Consider the following 18,450-nt stretch of genomic DNA (forward strand, 5'->3'; position numbering starts at 1 on the left):
ACATTGAAATAAAAGGGTAAATTAAAAAGGTGTATAGGGTGAACAGTTTTTCTATAAATCTTTTTTTTGGGCTGTAAGTCCAAGAGATGAGTGCTACGAACAGAAAATGGCGACGGTAAATTTATGCGTAACAAGATTTTTGGTTTGGGTTCGTGACACGGAACCTAACCGAATTCTTTGTATGGTTGAATTTTATGCTGTTTTCAGAGCAATAGTCTAATCTTCCAGCGTTTCACGAAATTTATACTGGGGGCACAAAAGGGGGCACAATCTTGATTTGTTTTTAATAACTTTATATTTTTCAGTGTCTTGTTTGGTGATTTGAGTCCGGCCTTCGCACCATTAAGTACCGCGCGAACAAGAAGCCACCGAAAGGTGGTTTTTTTGTGCCTAGAATTTGGTTGCAAACAACCCCCTGCCTTTGTTCCTTGCTACCTCCTAAGTAGAGTTATGTGTCTTGGGGTCATTCATAATTGCGATACGCCTTGCGCAGTGCTACTGAGACTGATTTGACCGAAATTTGCTGATGCAACTGGCACGATGGCTGCCCAGTGAGAAGGCTCATCATCGATCTGGTAAAATAGCTTATCTAGCGCATCAGTTGGCAAATTCGTATAGAGATGCATTACACATGTGATATTGATATTCATTCTCATTAAGGTGTGTCAGTGATATGATAAGCATTTCCAAAATAAAGCCAAGGATGCTTTGATTAAATGTCTATTAAACCTCTATTTTTTCTGTCCTTTCTTGCTTTGTCAGCTTGCAGTACGAATAAAGTTGTGGATACTTTTACGGGAACACCGGGTACAGCAGGGATGGCATATTGTGTACGAGATTTGTGGGAGAATGATGCCATTGCCAATAATTATCCCAGCGGTCCAATCCGTATACTAGAAAATCGTAGTGGCACTGGCAGTTACTATGTTTTTGATGAGAAAGGAGAGGAGATGGTACAGGCCAAAGGTACGATTGGCTTGTGGTTTGGAGACAAGCCAGAAAAAATCGAAGTTAATTTCGTTATTCCCCAAGATAAGTCGATGACCGTTAGAGCAACGCGCAGGCTAGAACTGAGCAAACAGTGTGCGGTTATCCCAACCAAGGTGCGGGAGGATAAATACTTACCGTCGGTGATTTGCACAGATAAGACCTCTTGCAACTTCAGGCGTGATATTTAAAAACACGCTGAATGTGTGACTACGTTAATGGAGATGAGGGCGGTAGCTTATCATCTGGCAGCGTTAGTACAGTGCAAACAAGAAGCCACCGAGAGGTGGCTTTTTTGTGTTAGAAGTTTGCCTTGTATGACTACTTTCAATTATCAGCCACGAGGTGATGCGCTTCTCACCTCAGTAAAAACCGGATCTTCCTGATGCTTTTCTAAGGCCTATCTGATTGACCTTAAAGGCTAAAATGGCGTTTCATTGAACCCTTTTGGATCAAGGAATTCCAGGATGGAGCCACAACAGGAAGGGATCACGCGGGCGTTAACACCGGGCGAAGTCAATCTGGCGCGTTCAGTGTTTGGCAGCACCATTTTCTATCAGAGCGTGTTGGTTCACTGCGACAGCTACCTGCCATTTGGGTTGCAGAATCAGTACACGGCGATGAGCCCGAATGGGGAGTTGTATTTTCGTAGGGCATTATATAAAAAGGATTATGCGAGCCAGGATCCTGAAGCTCAGCATCTTTTTATTCATGAGATGGCACACGTTTGGCAGCACCAGAAGGGCATGTGGGTACGTACCCGTGGGCTTCTCAGTTGGGCGGTAAGTTATCAATATCGGCTTGATAAACCTTTGCTGCGCCACTACAGCATGGAACAGCAAGCATCGATAATTGCGGACTATTTCATTCTCAAGAGATATGGGGTGAATGCCTTCTTCCGCTTGCCAAACAGGAAACTCATCGGGATAGTGGACAGACGGACATTGTCACAATTTCAACCCATAATCAGAAGCGCAGGGCTGCCGCTATGAGAAAATATTTATTCCTTCTTCTTCCTCTTTTTATCTCGGGTTGCCCAACGGGTGACAGGTTTAACCTCTATCAAGTACAAAGTAAGCTCGTAGACGGTAAAGTTTGCGTCTTTTTTAATGAGAACGATATCGTAAAAAATGAATCCATACTGGATATCGCCATCTGGAGACAGGGAGGGGATGACTATGTTTATGAAAAGTCATATTCCTACAATCCGGTAACGTTGGAGGCCAACAAGTGTGTTCCAGGTATCGGTGAGTTTAGTTTTATCGCTGATGAAGGGTACACCGTGTTGGTAAGAACACCGCTGAACTCTTATCGGACCAGTTTTGTTGTGTGGAAGAAAGGTGAAAGCATGATGCTGAAGCCCGATTAGATTGCAATGAGATTTTTTAACTAAAGATTATCATGAGAGTAATTTATTAATTCTATAGAATTTATAACCTGTAATAGGAAGCGCAGGGCTGCCACTATGAAAAAAATCCTCTTACTCTTTATTTCTCTTTTTATCTCTGGTTGCCCTATGGGGGATAAAGTCAATTTACGCCCGGCAAAAGCAACGGCTGTCGGCAGCAAGATCTGCGTTTTTGTCGATAAAAATGAAATGGTAAGAGAAGAGTTCATTCTAAAAGTAGGCATATGGAGGTATGGCAATGATCATTATGTCTATGAAAAATCATATGCCAACACCCCGGTAGAGTTGGAACCCGGGAAGTGTGTTCCTGGAGTCGATGAGTATGATTTTCTCCCCGGTGAAGGGTACAGTGTTATTGTCAGTACGCCTTTGCATCCTTATGAGGCCGGGTTTATTGTGTGGAAGCGAGGTGAAGAGGTTATGTTGGAGTCGAATTAGTTTTCAATATGATAGTAAAATAGAACATCGTCCTAATAATGATTTTTATTTCTTGCTAACTAAATGGTGCTATTCATGAAGTTGATAGGAATCCATGTGTGTTATTAGGATTAATTAAAATGATTTGTCTAGCTGTTTACAAACTCTGTTTTACTATGAAAAGTTAGCAGCTACTTACGACGGTGCATGCATAGCTGCTATATTAGGATAATTAACTAGCTATCTTTTTCCCTTTCTTATTTTTTAAATAACTAATTGCATCATCTAACCACCCTGGCTGTTTTAAACTATCTACAAACCATATTATGAATTTTTCAGAGTATCTATGTCTCTTGTCAATTTCAAAATGCATAGGGGACTTTTTGTTGTTTTGAATTTTATGTTTACAAATTACAGCTCTGAATGAATATCGAGTGATCGAGAACTCACTTTGCTGATTGTTTATTCTTTCAATGGCTGTCCCTTCATAATAAGGGTGGGTGATATCGGGATCTCTGACCTCTCTAATAATAATGGCATTATGACCTTTCTCACCTATGCCTAATGACAAATCACTCTCTTTAGTATTTTTTGTTAGCGTTAACTTATAGTCCACTGGTATTGTGAATTCTACAGAATCATATTCACTTGCATTTTTATTGAATCTTCCCAGAAACTCTTCAGCTACTGCTGCTGTCATACTCCCATAGTTTTCTTTAATAATAGAGATGTCACTCTGTGGACCATCAATAACTAAGCTGAGCATTCCAATGCTTTGGCCTGATAACGGTGATGAACCTGTTTCATTTAAATATCGCTGTTGATAGTTCAGTACATTTGCTTGGAAGAGTCTTGACAACTCGGGCTGTAATTCAGGGATAAGTAAGTGTATCGCGCTATCTCGTAATTCAACTAGTGTTTCTAGATTCTTCCTGACGGGATCATTCTGTTGTAATCTTTTATTTAGTGCATCACTTATACTAATCGAATGGCCACTAGACTTGAATACAGTATCCAAACTTAGCGCTTTAATTAATTCAGCCTTAAGCAATAATTCCCACGCATTTATTGAAAGAATGCAAAATGCTTCAACACGGTTATCTAAGCTTGGCCTGTTATATACTTCAAGTGAAAGGATGAAAGCATCTAAACTGCGCTTTAATAGTCCTTTATATATCTTCAACTCAGGTGTGACGGTTTTTGCTTTCAAAGATTGAGACATCATTCTTATAAAATCATCATTTGATAATTTTAATAGCCCATCGCATCGCCATTCTTTTTCATTGATTGGGTGTAAGTAAACGCCGTTTAACTTTTCATTAATATATTTTCTGATGCTATTTTCATTGTAGCCGGTAGAGTTAACAAGATCTTTTATAGAGAACTTATGATTGTTTTTTTCATGTAATCTAAGTGAGTCCAAGAGTTTCAACTGTTTTGTTGAACGATTCATCAGATGTTATCCTCGCAAGCCTAAATTATTAGAGATGGGAGGTGAGGTGCCCTCCCTTTATATTTATTAGCTAGTCCAACTATTCGAAACAACCTCGGCTTGTTTCAAAATAAGCTCAACGGTACCTGCGGTTTTATCCGGAGGATATTTATATTTACGCAGTGTCTGTCTTACTAAAATACGCAGTCTGGCACGCACACTTTCTCGTACTTGCCAGTCTACCGTAGTGGACTGCCGCAGTTTCAAGGTAACTTCAATTGCCAGTTTTTTGAGTGTTTCGTCACCTAGTTCACGCACAGCACTTTCGTTTTCTGCTAATGCATCGTAGAACGCGATCTCATCCGGATTGAGACCTAGAGCATCGTCGCGCGCCATGGCTTCTTGGAACTCTTTAGCCATCTGTATAAGCTCTTCAATTACCTGTGCAGTTTCTATTGCGCGGTTATTGTACTTAAGCAATACGGCCCTAAGGCGATCTGAATACTTTTTCTCCTGTACTACGTTATTTTTTGTGCGAGCATGAATACCGTCGTTCAACAACTTCTCTAGCAATTCAACGGCCAGATTACGCTGAGGCATTTCACGCACTTCTTCTAAAAACTCTTCTGAAAGTAAGCCGATATTGGGTTTTCCCAACCCCGCCAGTGCAAACACATCATCCACCCCGGTCGCAATAATAGCGTTATCAAGGATTTTACCGAGCAGCGTGTTTTTCTCTGACTGGCTGAATTTCTTGTCGGTTGTCGTCAGCTTGATAATCGCCACTTTCACCGCTGACAGAAACGCTATCTCTTTTTGCAATGGTTTGGCTTCATCCAGCGTACTGCACAGTGACCAGGCTTTGTTCATTGCCAGTACGACATCAAAAAAGCGTTTTTTACCATCATCGAGGCCCAGCACGTAATCTGCAGCTTTGAGTAAAAACCGTTGGGGTACTTCTTCAAAACCAGTGTAATCAAACCCGGCAGCGGTTGGTGTTTTGGCAAACATGCCGTGAATCACATCCAGCTTTTCAAGCAGAATAGCGAAAGCTTCATGAGCATCGATAGTGGTCTGTCCCTTACCTTTTGAATCGGTATAGGTTTTCAAAGCTTGCTTCAGCTCGTTAGCAATCCCGATGTAATCGACCACCAACCCGCCAGGTTTGTCTTTAAAGACTCGGTTAACGCGTGCAATGGCCTGCATTAGGTTATGTCCGCGCATTGGCTTGTCGATATACATGGTATGGCAGCAGGGGGCATCAAACCCGGTAAGCCACATATCGCGCACAATCACCAGTTTTAGCGGATCGTTGAGATCTTTAAAGCGCGCTTCAAGGCGTTTTTTGGTCTGCTTATTGTAGATGTGCGGCTGCAGGAATTTATTATCGGAGGCTGAGCCGGTCATGATGATTTTGATTTCACCCTTCTCAACATCATCGCTGTGCCATTCCGGACGTAAGGTGACCAATGAATTATACAGTTTCACGCAGATTTCACGGCTCATGGCAACAATCATCGCTTTGCCATTCATGGTGGCGTTACGGGCCTCAAAATGCTGAACCAGATCGGCAGCCACCTGATTGATACGCGGTTCAGAACCTACAAGTTTTTCCAGGCGGCTCCAGTCGCCTTTAGTTTTCTCTTTCTGATCGGTCTCTTCGTCTTCGACCAGCTCATCAACTTGCTCAGAGAGCGTTTCCAGCTCTTCGTGGTTAAGGTCGAGTTTTGCCAGACGTGATTCATAGTAGATAGGCACGGTTGCGCCATCTTCCACCGCATCCTGAATATCGTAGATAGAGACGTAATCACCAAATACCGCGCGAGTATCTTTATCTTCGGAAGATACAGGTGTTCCGGTAAAGCCCATAAACGATGCATTGGGTAATGCATCGCGCATATGTTTGGCGTAACCGTACTTATAAGCGCCTGTTTCGCGATCCAACGTGGCATTAAGGCCATATTGACTGCGGTGCGCCTCATCGGAAATGACGACGATATTGCTGCGTAGATTGAGCGCTGGGTGAGTTTTTTCGCCGTCCAGCGGGGCAAATTTTTGTACGGTGGTAAAAATAATTCCGCCTGATTCGCGGGCATTAAGCATCTCGCGGAGTTGGTCGCGGTCGTTCGCCTGCAACGGTTCCTGCTTAAGCAAATCTTGCGCCTGGCAGAACGTGGCATAAAGTTGTCCGTCGAGATCGTTACGGTCGGTCACTACCACGATAGTCGGGTTGTTCATTTCTGCCTGTTGCAGCAGCTTCCCGGCATAGCAGCACATTGAAATACTCTTCCCAGAACCTTGAGTATGCCAAACTACGCCCGCTTTTTTACTGCCTGGCGTGATGTTGCTGCGTAGCGGCAAATGTTTACCGGTAGAGGCCACAATTGTCGCTGCCACCGCTTCTCGCACGGCATGGAATTGATGATAAGCGGCAATCTTTTTAATCAGTCGTTTGCCGTCGTTTTCAAACAGGATGAAGTAGCGAATATAGTCGAGCAGCAATTCACGGTTAAAGAATCCTTTAACTACCGTTTCAAGTTGCCACTCAAACAGCGGCTTGTCGTCTTCGTTAGACAGCGTTTTCCACGGAAGAAAACGCTCTTCGTTCGCGGTAAGGGAACCAATGCGGGCGTTATAGCCGTCGCTGACTACCAGCGCTTCGTTGCAGATAAACAAATCGCTGAGTTCGTTTTTATAGGTCTGTAGCTGATTGAATGCAGCCCAGATATCGGCATTGGCATCGATTGGGCTTTTCAGTTCAATCACTGCCACCGGCAACCCGTTGATATAGCAGATGACATCCGGGCGACGCACCTGCTTCGTTCCCTGGATGGCTACCTGATTGACCACCGTAAAACGGTTATGGTTCGGGTGGTAAAAATCCATCAACAGTGCTTTATCGTGGATAACGTTATCGTCCTGCTTGTACTGTACCGGCACGCCGTCGAGCAGCAGGTGATGGAAGGCTTTGTTACTGACGATTAGGTCCGGGCTTTGTGCATGGGCGATACGCAATATCACCTCATCCAGCACGGCAACCGGGAGATGCGGATTAATTTTTTGCAGCTGTTCCAGCAATAACGGGCGCAAAAACACATCGTGGAACGAAGCACGCAGCGGATTATCACCGTCGGGCGCGATATCCGGGCCATGTAACACCTCCCAACCCAGTTCAGCAAACCACTGCAGGCTTTGCTGTTCTAAATCGTCTTCACTCAGCATTACTCTTCCTCTCCCCCGGTAATTAACCCTGTTTGCTTAAGCTCAATCGCCAGTTCTAATAAGCTCGGACGGATCGCTTTTTCTAGGCGGTTCATGCCATCCATCATCCAGTCAATAATGGTGGGCCAGAGTGCTTTATTCCCGCCATCAAATATTTTTGAGCAGACAATCTGACAGCTTTTCCTCTCTGGTAGCAGCCGCCAGTCGAGTGGTTCACCAAATAGCGATTCAATATGCGTTTTGCGTTCCAGAAGGCGTTCATATAGCCAGGTATTTTCCAGCGCATCCCCACGAGAAATATTGAGCTGCACGCGAGCGTCTTTCTGGGAAAAGATCAGTTCAAAGGGCACGCCGCTGACGCCCGACCCGGCAGCCAGCCAGTGATCGGTTGATGGTGCCCGGTTGTTAAACAGTGAACAGGGGCTGGTGCGGAATTTTTCCAGCGCCATCGTCCAGAACTCGCGGCGCAGATAGTGACGCTGCTGCAGTTCGCTACTGCTGGAGGTTGACTGTTCTTCCGCCTCTTTCTGAGCCATGCCGATCATGTACGACTCCGCTTCCGGGGTTGGGATCACCTGGCGGATATCGACAAATACATCTTCACCGAAACGGTAAGGGGTCACTTTGAAGCACTGCGCCCGGATACCAAACTGCATCAGCCACAGCGCAGTATTGGTGACTTCTTTGCGGAAATTGGCTGCGACCATGATGACCCGCTGGGTGCCTTTACGGTTGAGCACCCCTTCTTTCAGGCTTTCCCAGCCCATAAATTCGGCGATGACGTCTGCCGCCTGGCGATTCTCGTTGGGATCGTACTGATCCAGATAGAGCTGGAAAATCTCAACCACGCTCTCCTGACGCAGGTTGGCGCAGTACCCGGCGTATTTCAGCGCTTGCCAGACGACGTCACGCCCGGAATCATCGAGCTTGTTCTCGATGATGACCAGATTGCCTTTTTTATCGAGCGCCAGCAGATCGAGGCGCTCTTTGGTGTCGTCAAAGCCGGCGAACTCTTTCTGGATAATCAGCAGTTCGTCGTCATTATCGCGGGTCAACGCCTGCGGGTTCTTCGCCAGCCACTCCTGCAGATGGTAGCGCTCGGTATAACCGAGGCTGCTGAACGAGACCTCTTGCAGAGAGTGCAGGCTATTGGTAGGCGTATCGACTTTATACATTTTCCGCCTCACTTACCGCCTGCTCGGCTTCAGGTAGGGTGATTTCGCCCGAGAGGAGCTTGGGGAGGAGGGTGTCGCGGAGTTGGGTTAAATTATTATTGCATTTAACATTCGAAATCCACATTAACATTAAGTCATTAATCGATTTATTATAAATCTCTATTAGGCTGTCCGTTGGCTTACAGAAAACCGCGTTTTCTATTATACCTTTATTCAAATTTTGCTGGGCTGAACCTGAAGCTTTCGATGCAATAACAGATGCGCTATTACACAATGAAAAATAAATAAAGAACGAATATTTTTTAGAGTAAAGAGCACAACAAGCCTGATTAGCAGACATTTCACTTGCAAGTAAACAAATTTCACCAGCTGTTGCTCTATACATCGCCATAACAGTTGAATACTTCGGCCAAAGCTTAGCGATGCTATTTCTCAATCCAACTTCCGTTATTTTTTCTTTTGTATCAAAGACTATTTTATCTCTGACCTCACCTGATGATAGCCATCGAATATCGCCATCTTCCCAATAAGCCTGTTCTGATCTCTTTGGTGTCCCGCCACTTTGAACAAAATCACAAAAAGTACGATAATTTTCTACACCCCACCCTTCCGGAATCTCCCCCAACTCACTATCCTGCATCGCAGACGGAAACAGCTCTGCCGTGGCTTTTAACTCAGCATATTGCTCAGGGTGTTCACGCTCAAAAACCGCCAGCGCATCAGTATCTTTCCCAGAAATCGCCGTCATCGCCACAAGAGTCGCGTCTTCCTGTGAACCACCCGCCTCCAGCACCGCCATTTTGGCTTTCACCGGTTCAAAATCGACAAACCAGCTTTTGAACAGGGCTTGGGCCATTTGTTCGAGAGTATGGCTGATTTCGGTATTTACTTCTATTTTTGTATCCAAGGAGTCAAGTATTAAAGCGATTTTATTTTGCACGAGTTTAACGGGTAATGAAACCTTAAATTGGCTAAAGTGCCCCTTATTCAAAATTGGAGTTGCACTTCCTCCAGCAATTGCTTTGAAATCATCCTGCAGAGTTGAAAGATAATAATAGACATACTTGTAATCAAAACGTTCTGAATCTACAACGATGGCATTTATCTGCTGATTAGTAATGCTTTTACCGGGTAATAAAACCGTTTTACCCATATCTGAACCAATACAAGACACCGCAATACTATTTTGAGGCAGTAAGCAATTCCGCACCGCTTCGACACCCTGGGAAGACAAATACCTTTCGGTTTTATCTATAAGTCTACGACCGTCCATATCTTTTGGCGTTACAAAAGGAATACCTTGTGCGCTAAAAGCATCACTAATTTTGGAAGGCGGTGTTTTACCAGTGATAACTTTACCTAGATCCTCAATTTTGTATTCATATAACTCAAAACTCATAACCCAACCCCCCCAGATTTGCCTTAATCTGTGCTTCCAGTTTTTCACTCTCTTCCAATTGAGCTTTAAGCTGTGCCGTCAGCCGTGCCATCTTTTCAGCAAATGGCTCATCGTCTTCCTCCTGCTCAGCCGCGCCGACATAGCGCCCTGGGGTCAACACAAAGTCATTTTTCTGGATGTCTTCCAGCGCTGCAGAGAAGCAGAATCCGGCTTCGTCTTCATAATTTTTATCTGCCTGCCAGGCATGGAAGGTGTCGGCTATTTTGGCAATATCTTCGCGGGTAAAATCGCGCAGCACGCGGTCTTTCATATAACCAATCTGGCGCGCGTCGATAAACAGCACTTCACCTTTGCGGTGCGCTTTGCCGTTGCCGCCGGATTTGTCTTTGGTCAGAAACCATATACAGGCCGGGATTTGGGTGTTGGTAAACAGTTGGCCCGGCAGCGCCACCATACATTCCACCAGATCCGCTTCAATCAGGTTGCGGCGGATCTCGCCTTCATTGTTGGTGTTGGAACTCATCGAGCCGTTTGCCAGCAGCAGCGCCATTGAGCCTTTTGGTGCCAGGTGGTGGATCATGTGCTGCATCCACGCGAAGTTGGCGTTGCCCTGCGGCGGCGTGCCGTATTTCCAGCGCGCATCGTTTTCCAGCTTGGCGCTCCACCACTCTTTCATGTTGAACGGTGGGTTAGCCATTACGAAGTCGGCGCGCAGATCCGGGTGCTGATCGTCCAGCAGCGTATCGGCGTTTTTGCTGCCGAAGTTAAAGTCGATGCCACGGATCGCCATGTTCATCGCCGCCAGTTTCCAGGTGGTCGGATTGGACTCCTGACCGTAGACGGAGATTTTCTGTTTCTGCTCTGCGGCGTTGTACTGTTTCTCGCCCGCGTGCTCTTCAATAAAGCGGTCGCTGGACACAAAGAACCCGCCGGAGCCCATCGCCGGGTCATACACGCGGCCGTTATAAGGCTGGAGCATTTCGACGATCAGGGTCACGATGCTTTTTGGCGTGTAGTACTGGCCACCCTGCTTGCCTTCTGCCAGCGCGAACTGGCCAAGGAAATATTCGTAAACGTGTCCAAGAATATCTTTGCTTTTTAAGCTTAGCTTCTCGCCGTTATATTCTGGTTTGCTGAAGTTTGCGTCGGAGAAGGTGTTGATGAGGCCAGTCAAAACCTCATTGCCCAGTTGGAATTGGCTGATGCGGTTCAAAATACCTTTCAGTTTTGGGTTGGTTTTTTCAATTTCATCCAGCGCATTGTCGATAAGCCAAGAGACCGATCGCAGTTTAATTTCTTGGCCTGTGGTCTTATCGACCCATAATACCGTCCCGGTCGGCAGCATGGCTTTGTTTTTCAGCGTTTCCCAGCGTGCGGCTTTGGGGACCCAGAAGACGTTTTTCTCGGTGTAGTAATCTTCGACCTCTAGTTCTTCCTGGATCGCTTGAGCGTACTCTTCATCAGAATCGTAATCGTCGCGTGACATGGCATAGATGTTGTCCGGGTTGCCAACATCGCGGAACAAAGTGATCAGCTCCTGCTGGCGAGCCTCGAAGGCATCGGAAACATATTTTAGAAAGATCAGCCCCAGGACTACATGCTTGTAGTTGGCGGCATCCATATTGGCACGCAGCTTGTCGGCGGCCTTCCAAAATTTGTTATCCAGCTCGTTTAAGAAAAGCTGCTCGTTGTTATTCATGAAAATCCTCAAGAAACGCTAAATCTGAACTAGTCATTTGGAATGTGTATCGCAAAATGATACCCGCAAGCAGAGCAATCTTAAACGACATAAGCCAACTAAAGGGACAAAATACGGCATGGCCACACATCGGCCAGGAGATATGTGCTCGACCTCTAAGAAATTACCGATTTTGCAAGGGGATCACTGGTCGAAGTAGTCGCTATCGAGTTTAGGAACCTTCAGCAACGTTGAACTAACACCCACCTCATTGTCCATCATCAGATGTACCAATCGGTTGCCGTCGATCAATACCATGCCTTCTACCGATTGCGCGTAGGCAACGGCATGTTTAGTAAAGCCAGATGTCGTGATGAATACCCCTCGTTTGGCCTTTTGTCCCACAAGTGCACCGTAGAATGCATGCAACTCAGGGCGGCCTACGGTGTTTTGCCAGCGTTTGGCTTGCACATACACTTTTTCTAAGCCGAGCTTGTCTAAAGAAATTACGCCATCAATCCCCGCATCACCGCTGCCTCCGACACGCTTTAAATCATCGCGGTGGCCGCCGTAGCCTAAACGGTGCAGCACATCCAACACGATAACTTCGAAGCGGCCTGGGGATACCTGGCTTAGATTCTCCAGCAGTTCCGTTGCAACCGCATCACGGATCTCTTTGATTGATTGCTCCAGGCGATCGTCTGGGCTATTTGTTAACATCGCTTCAGTGAGAAGGGGCTCTGTAACCGGGTCCAAATCCACCGCATCACTATTTTGTTGAAGTTTGACGTTGGTATAAGCCAAAGCGAGATGCTCGACTTCTGCTGCAGTGAGCGGGTTTGGATGCTGCTTTAACCAGTCGATGCCTTTGGCGGTTAAGCACCATTTGCCTCTGGATAAGCTGTGCGAGAGCCCAGCACGTTTCAAACGATCGTGAGCCCAGCCGGTACGGTTCTTATAAACCAATTGGCCGCTGGCAATAGTCTCTGCCCGTTGTTCTTCGTTTAGGTTGAGTATGTCTGCTGCTGCATCTTGCACTTCCCGAGCAAGTGCGCCTTCGGGCTTAGTTGCCAAAAAGCGAAGCACTGGCTCGATGAATTGGTCGTAGGTAGGTACTGACATGCTGAGGTTCCCTGTTTTTCCTTATTATTCCTATGATACTGCACAAACTCGGTTTTGAAGTTGACAGGTAGCACGCTGTTGTAGGCAACTTTTAACCGGTAGCTGCCTCTTTCAACTCCAACTTCACCATCAACTTCTTATTCACCTCTTTCCCATCCACCCCACTATGAATCCGTCGATGGCAAGTCGGGCAGATAGCGCCCACCCACTGAGGGTGATCGGGGCCTTCGTCGGCTAGGCGTTTAGTGTGATGGGGTTCGAGGTAGGGCTCACCGTTCCTTTTCATGAACGGTGCAGGTTGGTCGCAGGCTTCACAGATGCCATTAGCGCGTCGTAGCACGTATTTTTTTACGTCTTCGCTGCGTTTGAACCAGGATTTTTTGCTGTCACTCTGTTGGCGCTGGCCTGATTGCTTTGAGGACTGAAGTGCCTTCTTGCGCAACTGCTCGAGCGCCTCTGTCTGTGTATCAGCTTCATCGGTTTCTGCTTCTTCTTCAACCGCGTGCAGTGACGAGACTTTGAACAGGTTAAAGGTAATGCCTTGCCGCATGTTATTTTCGAAGTCTAAGCACTGAATGTGATCCCAAGAGTCGCACTCAAACATGCCAAGATAGCGAACGCCTTTTTCTTTCTTGTTGTCTTCGAACAGGAAGATGTCTTTGCCGTCTTTTTTATGGTCGCGGATGGATTTATTACCCCGAATAAATTCCATAGGGCCTTTTTGGCCTTCTCCCGTATAAGAGAAGCTGCCTTCGGCTGTCCATCCATCTTTGTAGCCGTAGGTTTCACCGCTTTCTCCGGTGAAGATAAAGATCACCGGGAATTCCCGTGGGGTCCAGATACCGCCTTGCAGCTGCCCACCGTAGAGCTCGATAAGCGCTTTGCGTGTGTACAGCTTGCCTTCGGTTAAGTAGTCAAAAGGATGCGGTGTTTCGACGAGCTCAAAACCGAGATCTTTGAGATATTGGATGGCTTTTTCCGTGCCGCTATCGGCATTTATTCCCTTTAACGGATAGCCATGCTGCTCACTGTATGCTCTAGCGGCAATGCCGCGGATATCGTACTTCTCGCCATTATAAAGAAGGGTTTGTTTTTTAAATTTCTTTATTTTATGTTTTTTTAAGAATTCATCTCGGCCAATTTTTTTATATTCTTCGATGGCTTTTAAAACGAATTCTTTTGAAGATAACGCCTCTATTGCAGTTGCCAAAACCACGTCCTCACATTACCGAGCAGACTCTGAGTAATGTGCTTGCTGACGAGAGCAGTATGCATCAATACCCAGCAGTTAACTCATCGATTTACCGAATGCGTTAACTATGCCAGGTAGGGGAGGGAATGCCTACCTTGATGAATGCTTTTGTTGTGATATGTCAGTCAGATCTATTGGAAAAGCGTGATTACGAAGGGCGATGAGCATCGCCCTGATTGTCATTTACGTTAGCCGCAGGTTTCCATCTCCCGCAACGCCCGCCCATAAAGGTTACACAGCGCAGGAACCAGATGTGCCGTGGCGTTGAGGTAGCGATTCATCTGCTCCCAGCCTTCAGTGTCCAACTGTGGGTGCTTTTGCAGTAACTGGCCGAACAGCATCAGCCCGTGGCACAGACCTTCCGCTTGCTCGGCAGAGAGTGCGGCCAGGTCTAAGAGATCTGTGGGATTAAGTGCGCTAAGCTCGAAATGGTTAAACAGTTGGCGGTAGAGGGTGAGGGTACTTGTGGTGTTTTCGGTGATGGCGACATTTTCCATGTGTCTTTATCCTTAGTGTGTAGTATGCGTACTACCACATGAGACGCTAAACCCATGGTGGTAGCCCAAGCGGAGTTAGCGTTACCGGACACGAAGGAAACCGGCGCTTCTTGCGAAGCCCCCACTTGGGCCACCATAATTCTGGATGTTTAAAGCCCCAACATTATATACATAATGCTGCCTTGTGTAAGTGTTCGGAACGCTAACTCCGGCTGCGGATTTTGCCGCAGCGGAAAAACTATAGCGTTATCAGTAAAAGAAAAAAATAATCTGTATGGAATTACAGTTAATTTACTTTTAGGATTGGAATACAGATCGCAGTTATTCACAGTAGTCTTAGATACTGAAAATATTGCCTATATATACACCGGGAATATATTAAATAGTACATGCCGTCGCTAAATGAATATTATGGTGGATAAGCTTTATTCGCGATCGCGGGACGTTAACCGTTCCAGTATTTATCCTTTCTAGAGCTTATGTTAATCATACGGCTTTGCTAATTCACGAATGAACGAACATGGCGAATGAAGATGAGTTGCGTATTGCCCTGTCGCCGGTGCAGCTTGCGGCGGTGCTGTCTGATGAGAGTGTCACTGAAGGTGAAACGCTCAGTAACCGTCTGCTTGGCGGTTTGGGGCTTGCCGGTGGTGTCGTTGAGCTGATGGGGGCGGGGGTATTGTGCTATGCGCCGGATCCGACGTTTATCACCAAAGTCGGGTGCGTGGTGGTGGGAACGCATAGCCTGGACAGCATCAAGGCCGCTTCCAATCAGATGATTACCGGGCAGCCAACGACGACTGACACTTATCAGTCTGCCGTTGTGTTGGCACAAGCATTGGGTGCCGATCGGGAAACGGCTTATAACGTCGGTTTAACGGTCGATATTGCAGTGCCTTTTGTCTTTGCCGGAGCGGTTGGCGCAGCCCGAGTGGCATCTGTGCGCATGGGGCGAGTTAAGCTGGTTGAGCACGAGTCCCCTACTGGGATGAAACCGGGTGGGCATACCATTAAACGCCATGTTGGGGTGACGAAAGAGCAACTGTTAGAGCGTTTAAAAAATCCACGAGTGAACAAGGCCTCTTCGTTTAAATCATTAGGGGCCGCGGAAGTCGCCGTCAGCTCGGCGTTAAAAGCAAATAAAGAGTGGATAAAACTGTGGGCCACGAATCCTGCGGGAAGACCAAATCTTGAATTGACCCATATTATGTCCAGCGATATTGGTTATGGCCTGAGTAAAAATTCAACGCAATTAGTGAGAACATCGCGATTAAAGGTCGTGTTGCACTATCAGCAGTTTCAAGGTAAACCCTACTTCATACTGACAGCGTTTCCCGACTTTTGAGGTAATGATGAGATTGCACGGAGACTTCAGCGAACTCAGTAAGTTATTCAGTATTTACTTCGGTCAGGATTATGATCTGTTTACTGATGCCGAAACGGCCGAGGGTGTGATTGACGGCTTCCTGGAGCAAAATGGCACTCAAGTCATCCGCGATATCCTCGAGGAGACTAAAGAGTTTCAGGCTACTTATGCAGGGCGTATAGACGAAGGCATGGCGGAGCATTTTTCAGATGAGTTTGTGCCAGAGAGCTGGGGCACTACCGCGGTGGTGTTCTTTGCCATGTTGCAACGAAAAGCGGAACAAAAGCTGGGCAGCTTTAATTAACGTAGAGGATGCCGAGTTATTCGAGCTTGGATCTCGGTCTGGTGTTGTAATTGAGCTCATACGCAGTAGTGGCAAACCTTACTTTATCCTTAGCGCTTTCCCTGCGAGATAAGCCGATGAAAACCAGCGAACTTGATAAACTGATCGTCGTTTATTTTGGTCAAGACTATGACCTGATAAATGCAGAGGGCGATATTACTGCGCTGATCGCAGAGTACATTCGTCTGGCGACTCATCAGCAGTGTGAGGCTTTGGTCAATGAGATCGATGAGCTACTGGCGCAGGATAATGTGGAGTCATTATTCAACCAACGTTTCGGCTTTACCTTCAGCCCGCAGCTATGGGGAACCACGGTTTCCGCATTCCTGCAACAGGCCAGAAGCGCTGCGGTGAAAGCGCTTTGAGCACCATCATGATTCGCAATCACTTTAGCGAGCTCAGTAGCTTATTCAGTATTTACTTCGGTCAGGATTATGATCTGTTTACTGATGCCGAAACGGCCGAGGGGGTGATTGACGGCTTCCTTGAGCAAAACGGTAGCCAGGTCATCCGCGATATCCTCGAGGAAGCCAAAAAATTTCAGGCCACCTATGCGGGGCGTATAAACGAGGGCATGGCGGAGCATTTTTCAGATGAGTTTGTGCCGGAGAGCTGGGGTACTACCGCGGTGGTGTTCTTTGCCATGTTGCAACGAAAAGCGGAACAAAAGCTGGGGCAGCTTAAACGAATTTCAGCCCCCAACCCCACCGCCCAAACCTACCCCAAATCCCCCCCATTACTTGCGATCACCTTTTTATACCACCAGAACGATTTCTTGCGGGTGCGGGCGAGGGTGCCGTTGCCCTGGTCGTCGCGGTCGACGTAGACAAAGCCGTAGCGCTTGCTCATTTCGCCGGTTGAGGCTGCCACCAGGTCGATGCAGCCCCAGGTGGTGTAACCCAGCACCGGCACGCCGTCGGCGATGGCGTCGGCCATGGCGCGGATGTGTTCGCGCAGGTAGCTGATGCGGTAGTCGTCCTCAATCTCGCCTGCTGCATTGAACTCGTCGTGCGCGCCCAGGCCGTTTTCCACCAGGAACAGCGGCTTTTGGTAGCGGTCGTACATCATGTTCATGGTGATGCGCAGCCCCAGCGGATCGATGCCCCAGCCCCAGTCGCTGCGCGGCACGTGCGGGTTCGCCAGCGATTTCACCACGTTGGCGGCGCTGCTGTTGTTGTCGTTCATGTCGGCGGAGGCGCAGCGCGAGGCGTAGTAGCTGAAGGAGACGAAGTCGACGGTGTGCTTCAGGATGTCGGCGTCTTCCGGCGCCATCGCGATGCTCACGCCTTTCTCGCGGAAGACGCGGGCGGCGTAGGAGGGGTAAGCGCCGCGCGCCTGCACGTCGATAAAGAACAGGTTCTCGCGGTCTTTCTCCAGCGCGGCCCACACGTCTTCCGGCTTGCTGGACCACGGGTAGAAGTTACCGCCGGCCAGCATGCAGCCCACCTGGTTGGCGGGGTTCACTTCGTGGGCGATGCGCGTCGCCAGCGCGCTGGCCACCAGTTCGTGGTGTGCGGCCTGGTATTTCACCTGTTCGGGGTTTTCGTCCGCTTCAAACACCAACCCGGCGCCGGAGAACGGGCTGTGCAGCAGGATGTTGATCTCGTTGAAGGTCAGCCAGTATTTCACCAGCCCGTCGAAGGCTTCGAAGCAGGTGCGGGCGTAGCGGGTGAAGAACTCCACCATCCTGCGGCTGCGCCAGGAACCGTATTCGGTCACCAGATGCATCGGCACGTCGAAATGGCACAGGGTCACCAGCGGCTCGATGCCGTATTGGCGGCACTCTTCGAACAGGCTGCGGTAGAAGGCGATGCCTTCGGCGTTGGGCGTCAGCTCGTCGCCGTTGGGGTAAATCCGGCTCCAGGCGATGGAGGTGCGAAACACGGTAAAGCCCATCTCCGCCATCAGCGCGATGTCGTCGCGGTAGCGGTGGTAGAAATCGATGGCGTCGTGGCTGGGGTAAAACTCGTCGTCGCGCAGGCTAAAGCGCTTCTCCAGCCCGAGTTTGACCGCCATGCGGTGCGGGCCGTGCGGGATCATATCGACGGTGGTCAGCCCTTTGCCGCCCTCGCGATAGCCGCCTTCCGCCTGGTTGGCGGCTAAAGCGCCGCCCCATAAAAATCCTGTCGGGAATGTTGAATCGGACATGCAA

At 47.8% G+C, this 18,450-nt stretch carries 18 protein-coding genes; 8 read left to right on the forward strand and 10 right to left on the reverse strand.

Features of this window, described 5'->3' with window-relative positions; translation table 11 throughout:
• Nucleotides 1-716: 716 nt before the first annotated feature.
• From ACF8MC_RS18030 to ACF8MC_RS18045, 4 genes are all read left to right on the forward strand, one after another.
• Complete coding sequence (locus tag ACF8MC_RS18030) at nucleotides 717-1,178, forward strand: hypothetical protein (RefSeq protein WP_133160033.1); 462 nt, start codon at nucleotides 717-719, stop codon at nucleotides 1,176-1,178.
• A 276-nt stretch (nucleotides 1,179-1,454) separates the two neighbouring features.
• On the forward strand, nucleotides 1,455-1,979 hold the full coding sequence (locus ACF8MC_RS18035; protein ID WP_103772841.1) for a type IV secretion protein Rhs: 525 nt from the start codon (nucleotides 1,455-1,457) through the stop codon (nucleotides 1,977-1,979).
• On the forward strand, nucleotides 1,976-2,356 hold the full coding sequence (locus tag ACF8MC_RS18040; RefSeq protein WP_103774133.1) for a putative T6SS immunity periplasmic lipoprotein: 381 nt from the start codon (nucleotides 1,976-1,978) through the stop codon (nucleotides 2,354-2,356). Before ACF8MC_RS18035 ends, ACF8MC_RS18040 begins: the two co-directional genes overlap by 4 nt.
• Before the next feature lie 96 nt (nucleotides 2,357-2,452).
• Nucleotides 2,453-2,833 (forward strand): putative T6SS immunity periplasmic lipoprotein, encoded by a 381-nt coding sequence (locus ACF8MC_RS18045; RefSeq protein WP_103774132.1) that lies wholly within the window; start codon nucleotides 2,453-2,455, stop codon nucleotides 2,831-2,833.
• Nucleotides 2,834-3,044: 211 nt separating this feature from the next.
• Here ACF8MC_RS18045 and ACF8MC_RS18050 read toward each other — a convergent pair whose 3' ends face one another.
• From ACF8MC_RS18050 to ACF8MC_RS18090, 9 genes are all read right to left on the reverse strand, one after another.
• Nucleotides 3,045-4,265, reverse strand: coding sequence for a DUF3644 domain-containing protein (locus tag ACF8MC_RS18050; RefSeq protein ID WP_103774131.1), 1,221 nt, complete (start codon nucleotides 4,263-4,265; stop codon nucleotides 3,045-3,047).
• Between the two features lie 66 nt (nucleotides 4,266-4,331).
• Nucleotides 4,332-7,466: a type I restriction endonuclease subunit R gene (locus ACF8MC_RS18055; RefSeq protein WP_103774130.1), complete on the reverse strand. Its 3,135-nt coding sequence runs from the start codon at nucleotides 7,464-7,466 to the stop codon at nucleotides 4,332-4,334.
• The gene (locus ACF8MC_RS18060; protein ID WP_164105801.1) at nucleotides 7,466-8,641 is read right to left on the reverse strand and encodes a DUF4268 domain-containing protein; all 1,176 of its coding nucleotides are present in this window, start codon (nucleotides 8,639-8,641) and stop codon (nucleotides 7,466-7,468) included. Before ACF8MC_RS18060 ends, ACF8MC_RS18055 begins: the two co-directional genes overlap by 1 nt.
• Nucleotides 8,634-10,040 carry a restriction endonuclease subunit S gene (locus ACF8MC_RS18065; RefSeq protein WP_164105802.1) on the reverse strand — a complete coding sequence of 469 codons (1,407 nt, stop codon included), beginning with the start codon at nucleotides 10,038-10,040 and terminating at the stop codon, nucleotides 8,634-8,636. The genes ACF8MC_RS18060 and ACF8MC_RS18065 overlap by 8 nt, the downstream gene beginning before the upstream one ends.
• Nucleotides 10,030-11,739, reverse strand: coding sequence for a class I SAM-dependent DNA methyltransferase (locus ACF8MC_RS18070; protein ID WP_164105803.1), 1,710 nt, complete (start codon nucleotides 11,737-11,739; stop codon nucleotides 10,030-10,032). Before ACF8MC_RS18070 ends, ACF8MC_RS18065 begins: the two co-directional genes overlap by 11 nt.
• Before the next feature lie 183 nt (nucleotides 11,740-11,922).
• Nucleotides 11,923-12,840 (reverse strand): restriction endonuclease, encoded by a 918-nt coding sequence (locus tag ACF8MC_RS18075; RefSeq protein WP_103799013.1) that lies wholly within the window; start codon nucleotides 12,838-12,840, stop codon nucleotides 11,923-11,925.
• 91 nt (nucleotides 12,841-12,931) lie between these two features.
• The gene (locus tag ACF8MC_RS18080; RefSeq protein ID WP_164105804.1) at nucleotides 12,932-14,050 is read right to left on the reverse strand and encodes an HNH endonuclease signature motif containing protein; all 1,119 of its coding nucleotides are present in this window, start codon (nucleotides 14,048-14,050) and stop codon (nucleotides 12,932-12,934) included.
• A 230-nt stretch (nucleotides 14,051-14,280) separates the two neighbouring features.
• Nucleotides 14,281-14,589 (reverse strand): hypothetical protein, encoded by a 309-nt coding sequence (locus ACF8MC_RS18085; protein WP_164105805.1) that lies wholly within the window; start codon nucleotides 14,587-14,589, stop codon nucleotides 14,281-14,283.
• Nucleotides 14,484-14,726 (reverse strand): ash family protein, encoded by a 243-nt coding sequence (locus tag ACF8MC_RS18090; protein WP_161764334.1) that lies wholly within the window; start codon nucleotides 14,724-14,726, stop codon nucleotides 14,484-14,486. The genes ACF8MC_RS18085 and ACF8MC_RS18090 overlap by 106 nt, the downstream gene beginning before the upstream one ends.
• A gap of 383 nt (nucleotides 14,727-15,109) precedes the next feature.
• Between ACF8MC_RS18090 and ACF8MC_RS18095 the strand changes: the two genes are divergently transcribed.
• From ACF8MC_RS18095 to ACF8MC_RS18110, 4 genes are all read left to right on the forward strand, one after another.
• Nucleotides 15,110-15,934, forward strand: a complete 825-nt coding sequence (locus tag ACF8MC_RS18095) for an RNase A-like domain-containing protein (protein WP_047569541.1) — start codon at nucleotides 15,110-15,112, stop codon at nucleotides 15,932-15,934.
• Between the two features lie 4 nt (nucleotides 15,935-15,938).
• Nucleotides 15,939-16,259: a contact-dependent growth inhibition system immunity protein gene (locus ACF8MC_RS18100; RefSeq protein WP_133159872.1), complete on the forward strand. Its 321-nt coding sequence runs from the start codon at nucleotides 15,939-15,941 to the stop codon at nucleotides 16,257-16,259.
• Nucleotides 16,260-16,375: 116 nt separating this feature from the next.
• The gene (locus ACF8MC_RS18105) at nucleotides 16,376-16,663 is read left to right on the forward strand and encodes a contact-dependent growth inhibition system immunity protein (RefSeq protein ID WP_164105806.1); all 288 of its coding nucleotides are present in this window, start codon (nucleotides 16,376-16,378) and stop codon (nucleotides 16,661-16,663) included.
• Nucleotides 16,660-17,124 carry a contact-dependent growth inhibition system immunity protein gene (locus tag ACF8MC_RS18110; protein ID WP_234721829.1) on the forward strand — a complete coding sequence of 155 codons (465 nt, stop codon included), beginning with the start codon at nucleotides 16,660-16,662 and terminating at the stop codon, nucleotides 17,122-17,124. The genes ACF8MC_RS18105 and ACF8MC_RS18110 overlap by 4 nt, the downstream gene beginning before the upstream one ends.
• On the opposite strand, the gene ACF8MC_RS18115 is transcribed toward ACF8MC_RS18110, so the two are convergent.
• A complete protein-coding gene (locus tag ACF8MC_RS18115) occupies nucleotides 17,016-18,446 on the reverse strand; it encodes a 6-phospho-beta-glucosidase (protein ID WP_164105630.1) in 1,431 nt (476 codons plus the stop codon). The two genes, ACF8MC_RS18110 and ACF8MC_RS18115, sit on opposite strands and share 109 nt — an antisense overlap.
• Between the last annotated feature and the right edge of the window lie 4 nt (nucleotides 18,447-18,450).

This window comes from Serratia sp. LACPHL-BACT-2024-00286 (assembly GCF_043109535.1).
Taxonomy (GTDB): Bacteria; Pseudomonadota; Gammaproteobacteria; order Enterobacterales; family Enterobacteriaceae; genus Serratia; species Serratia sarumanii.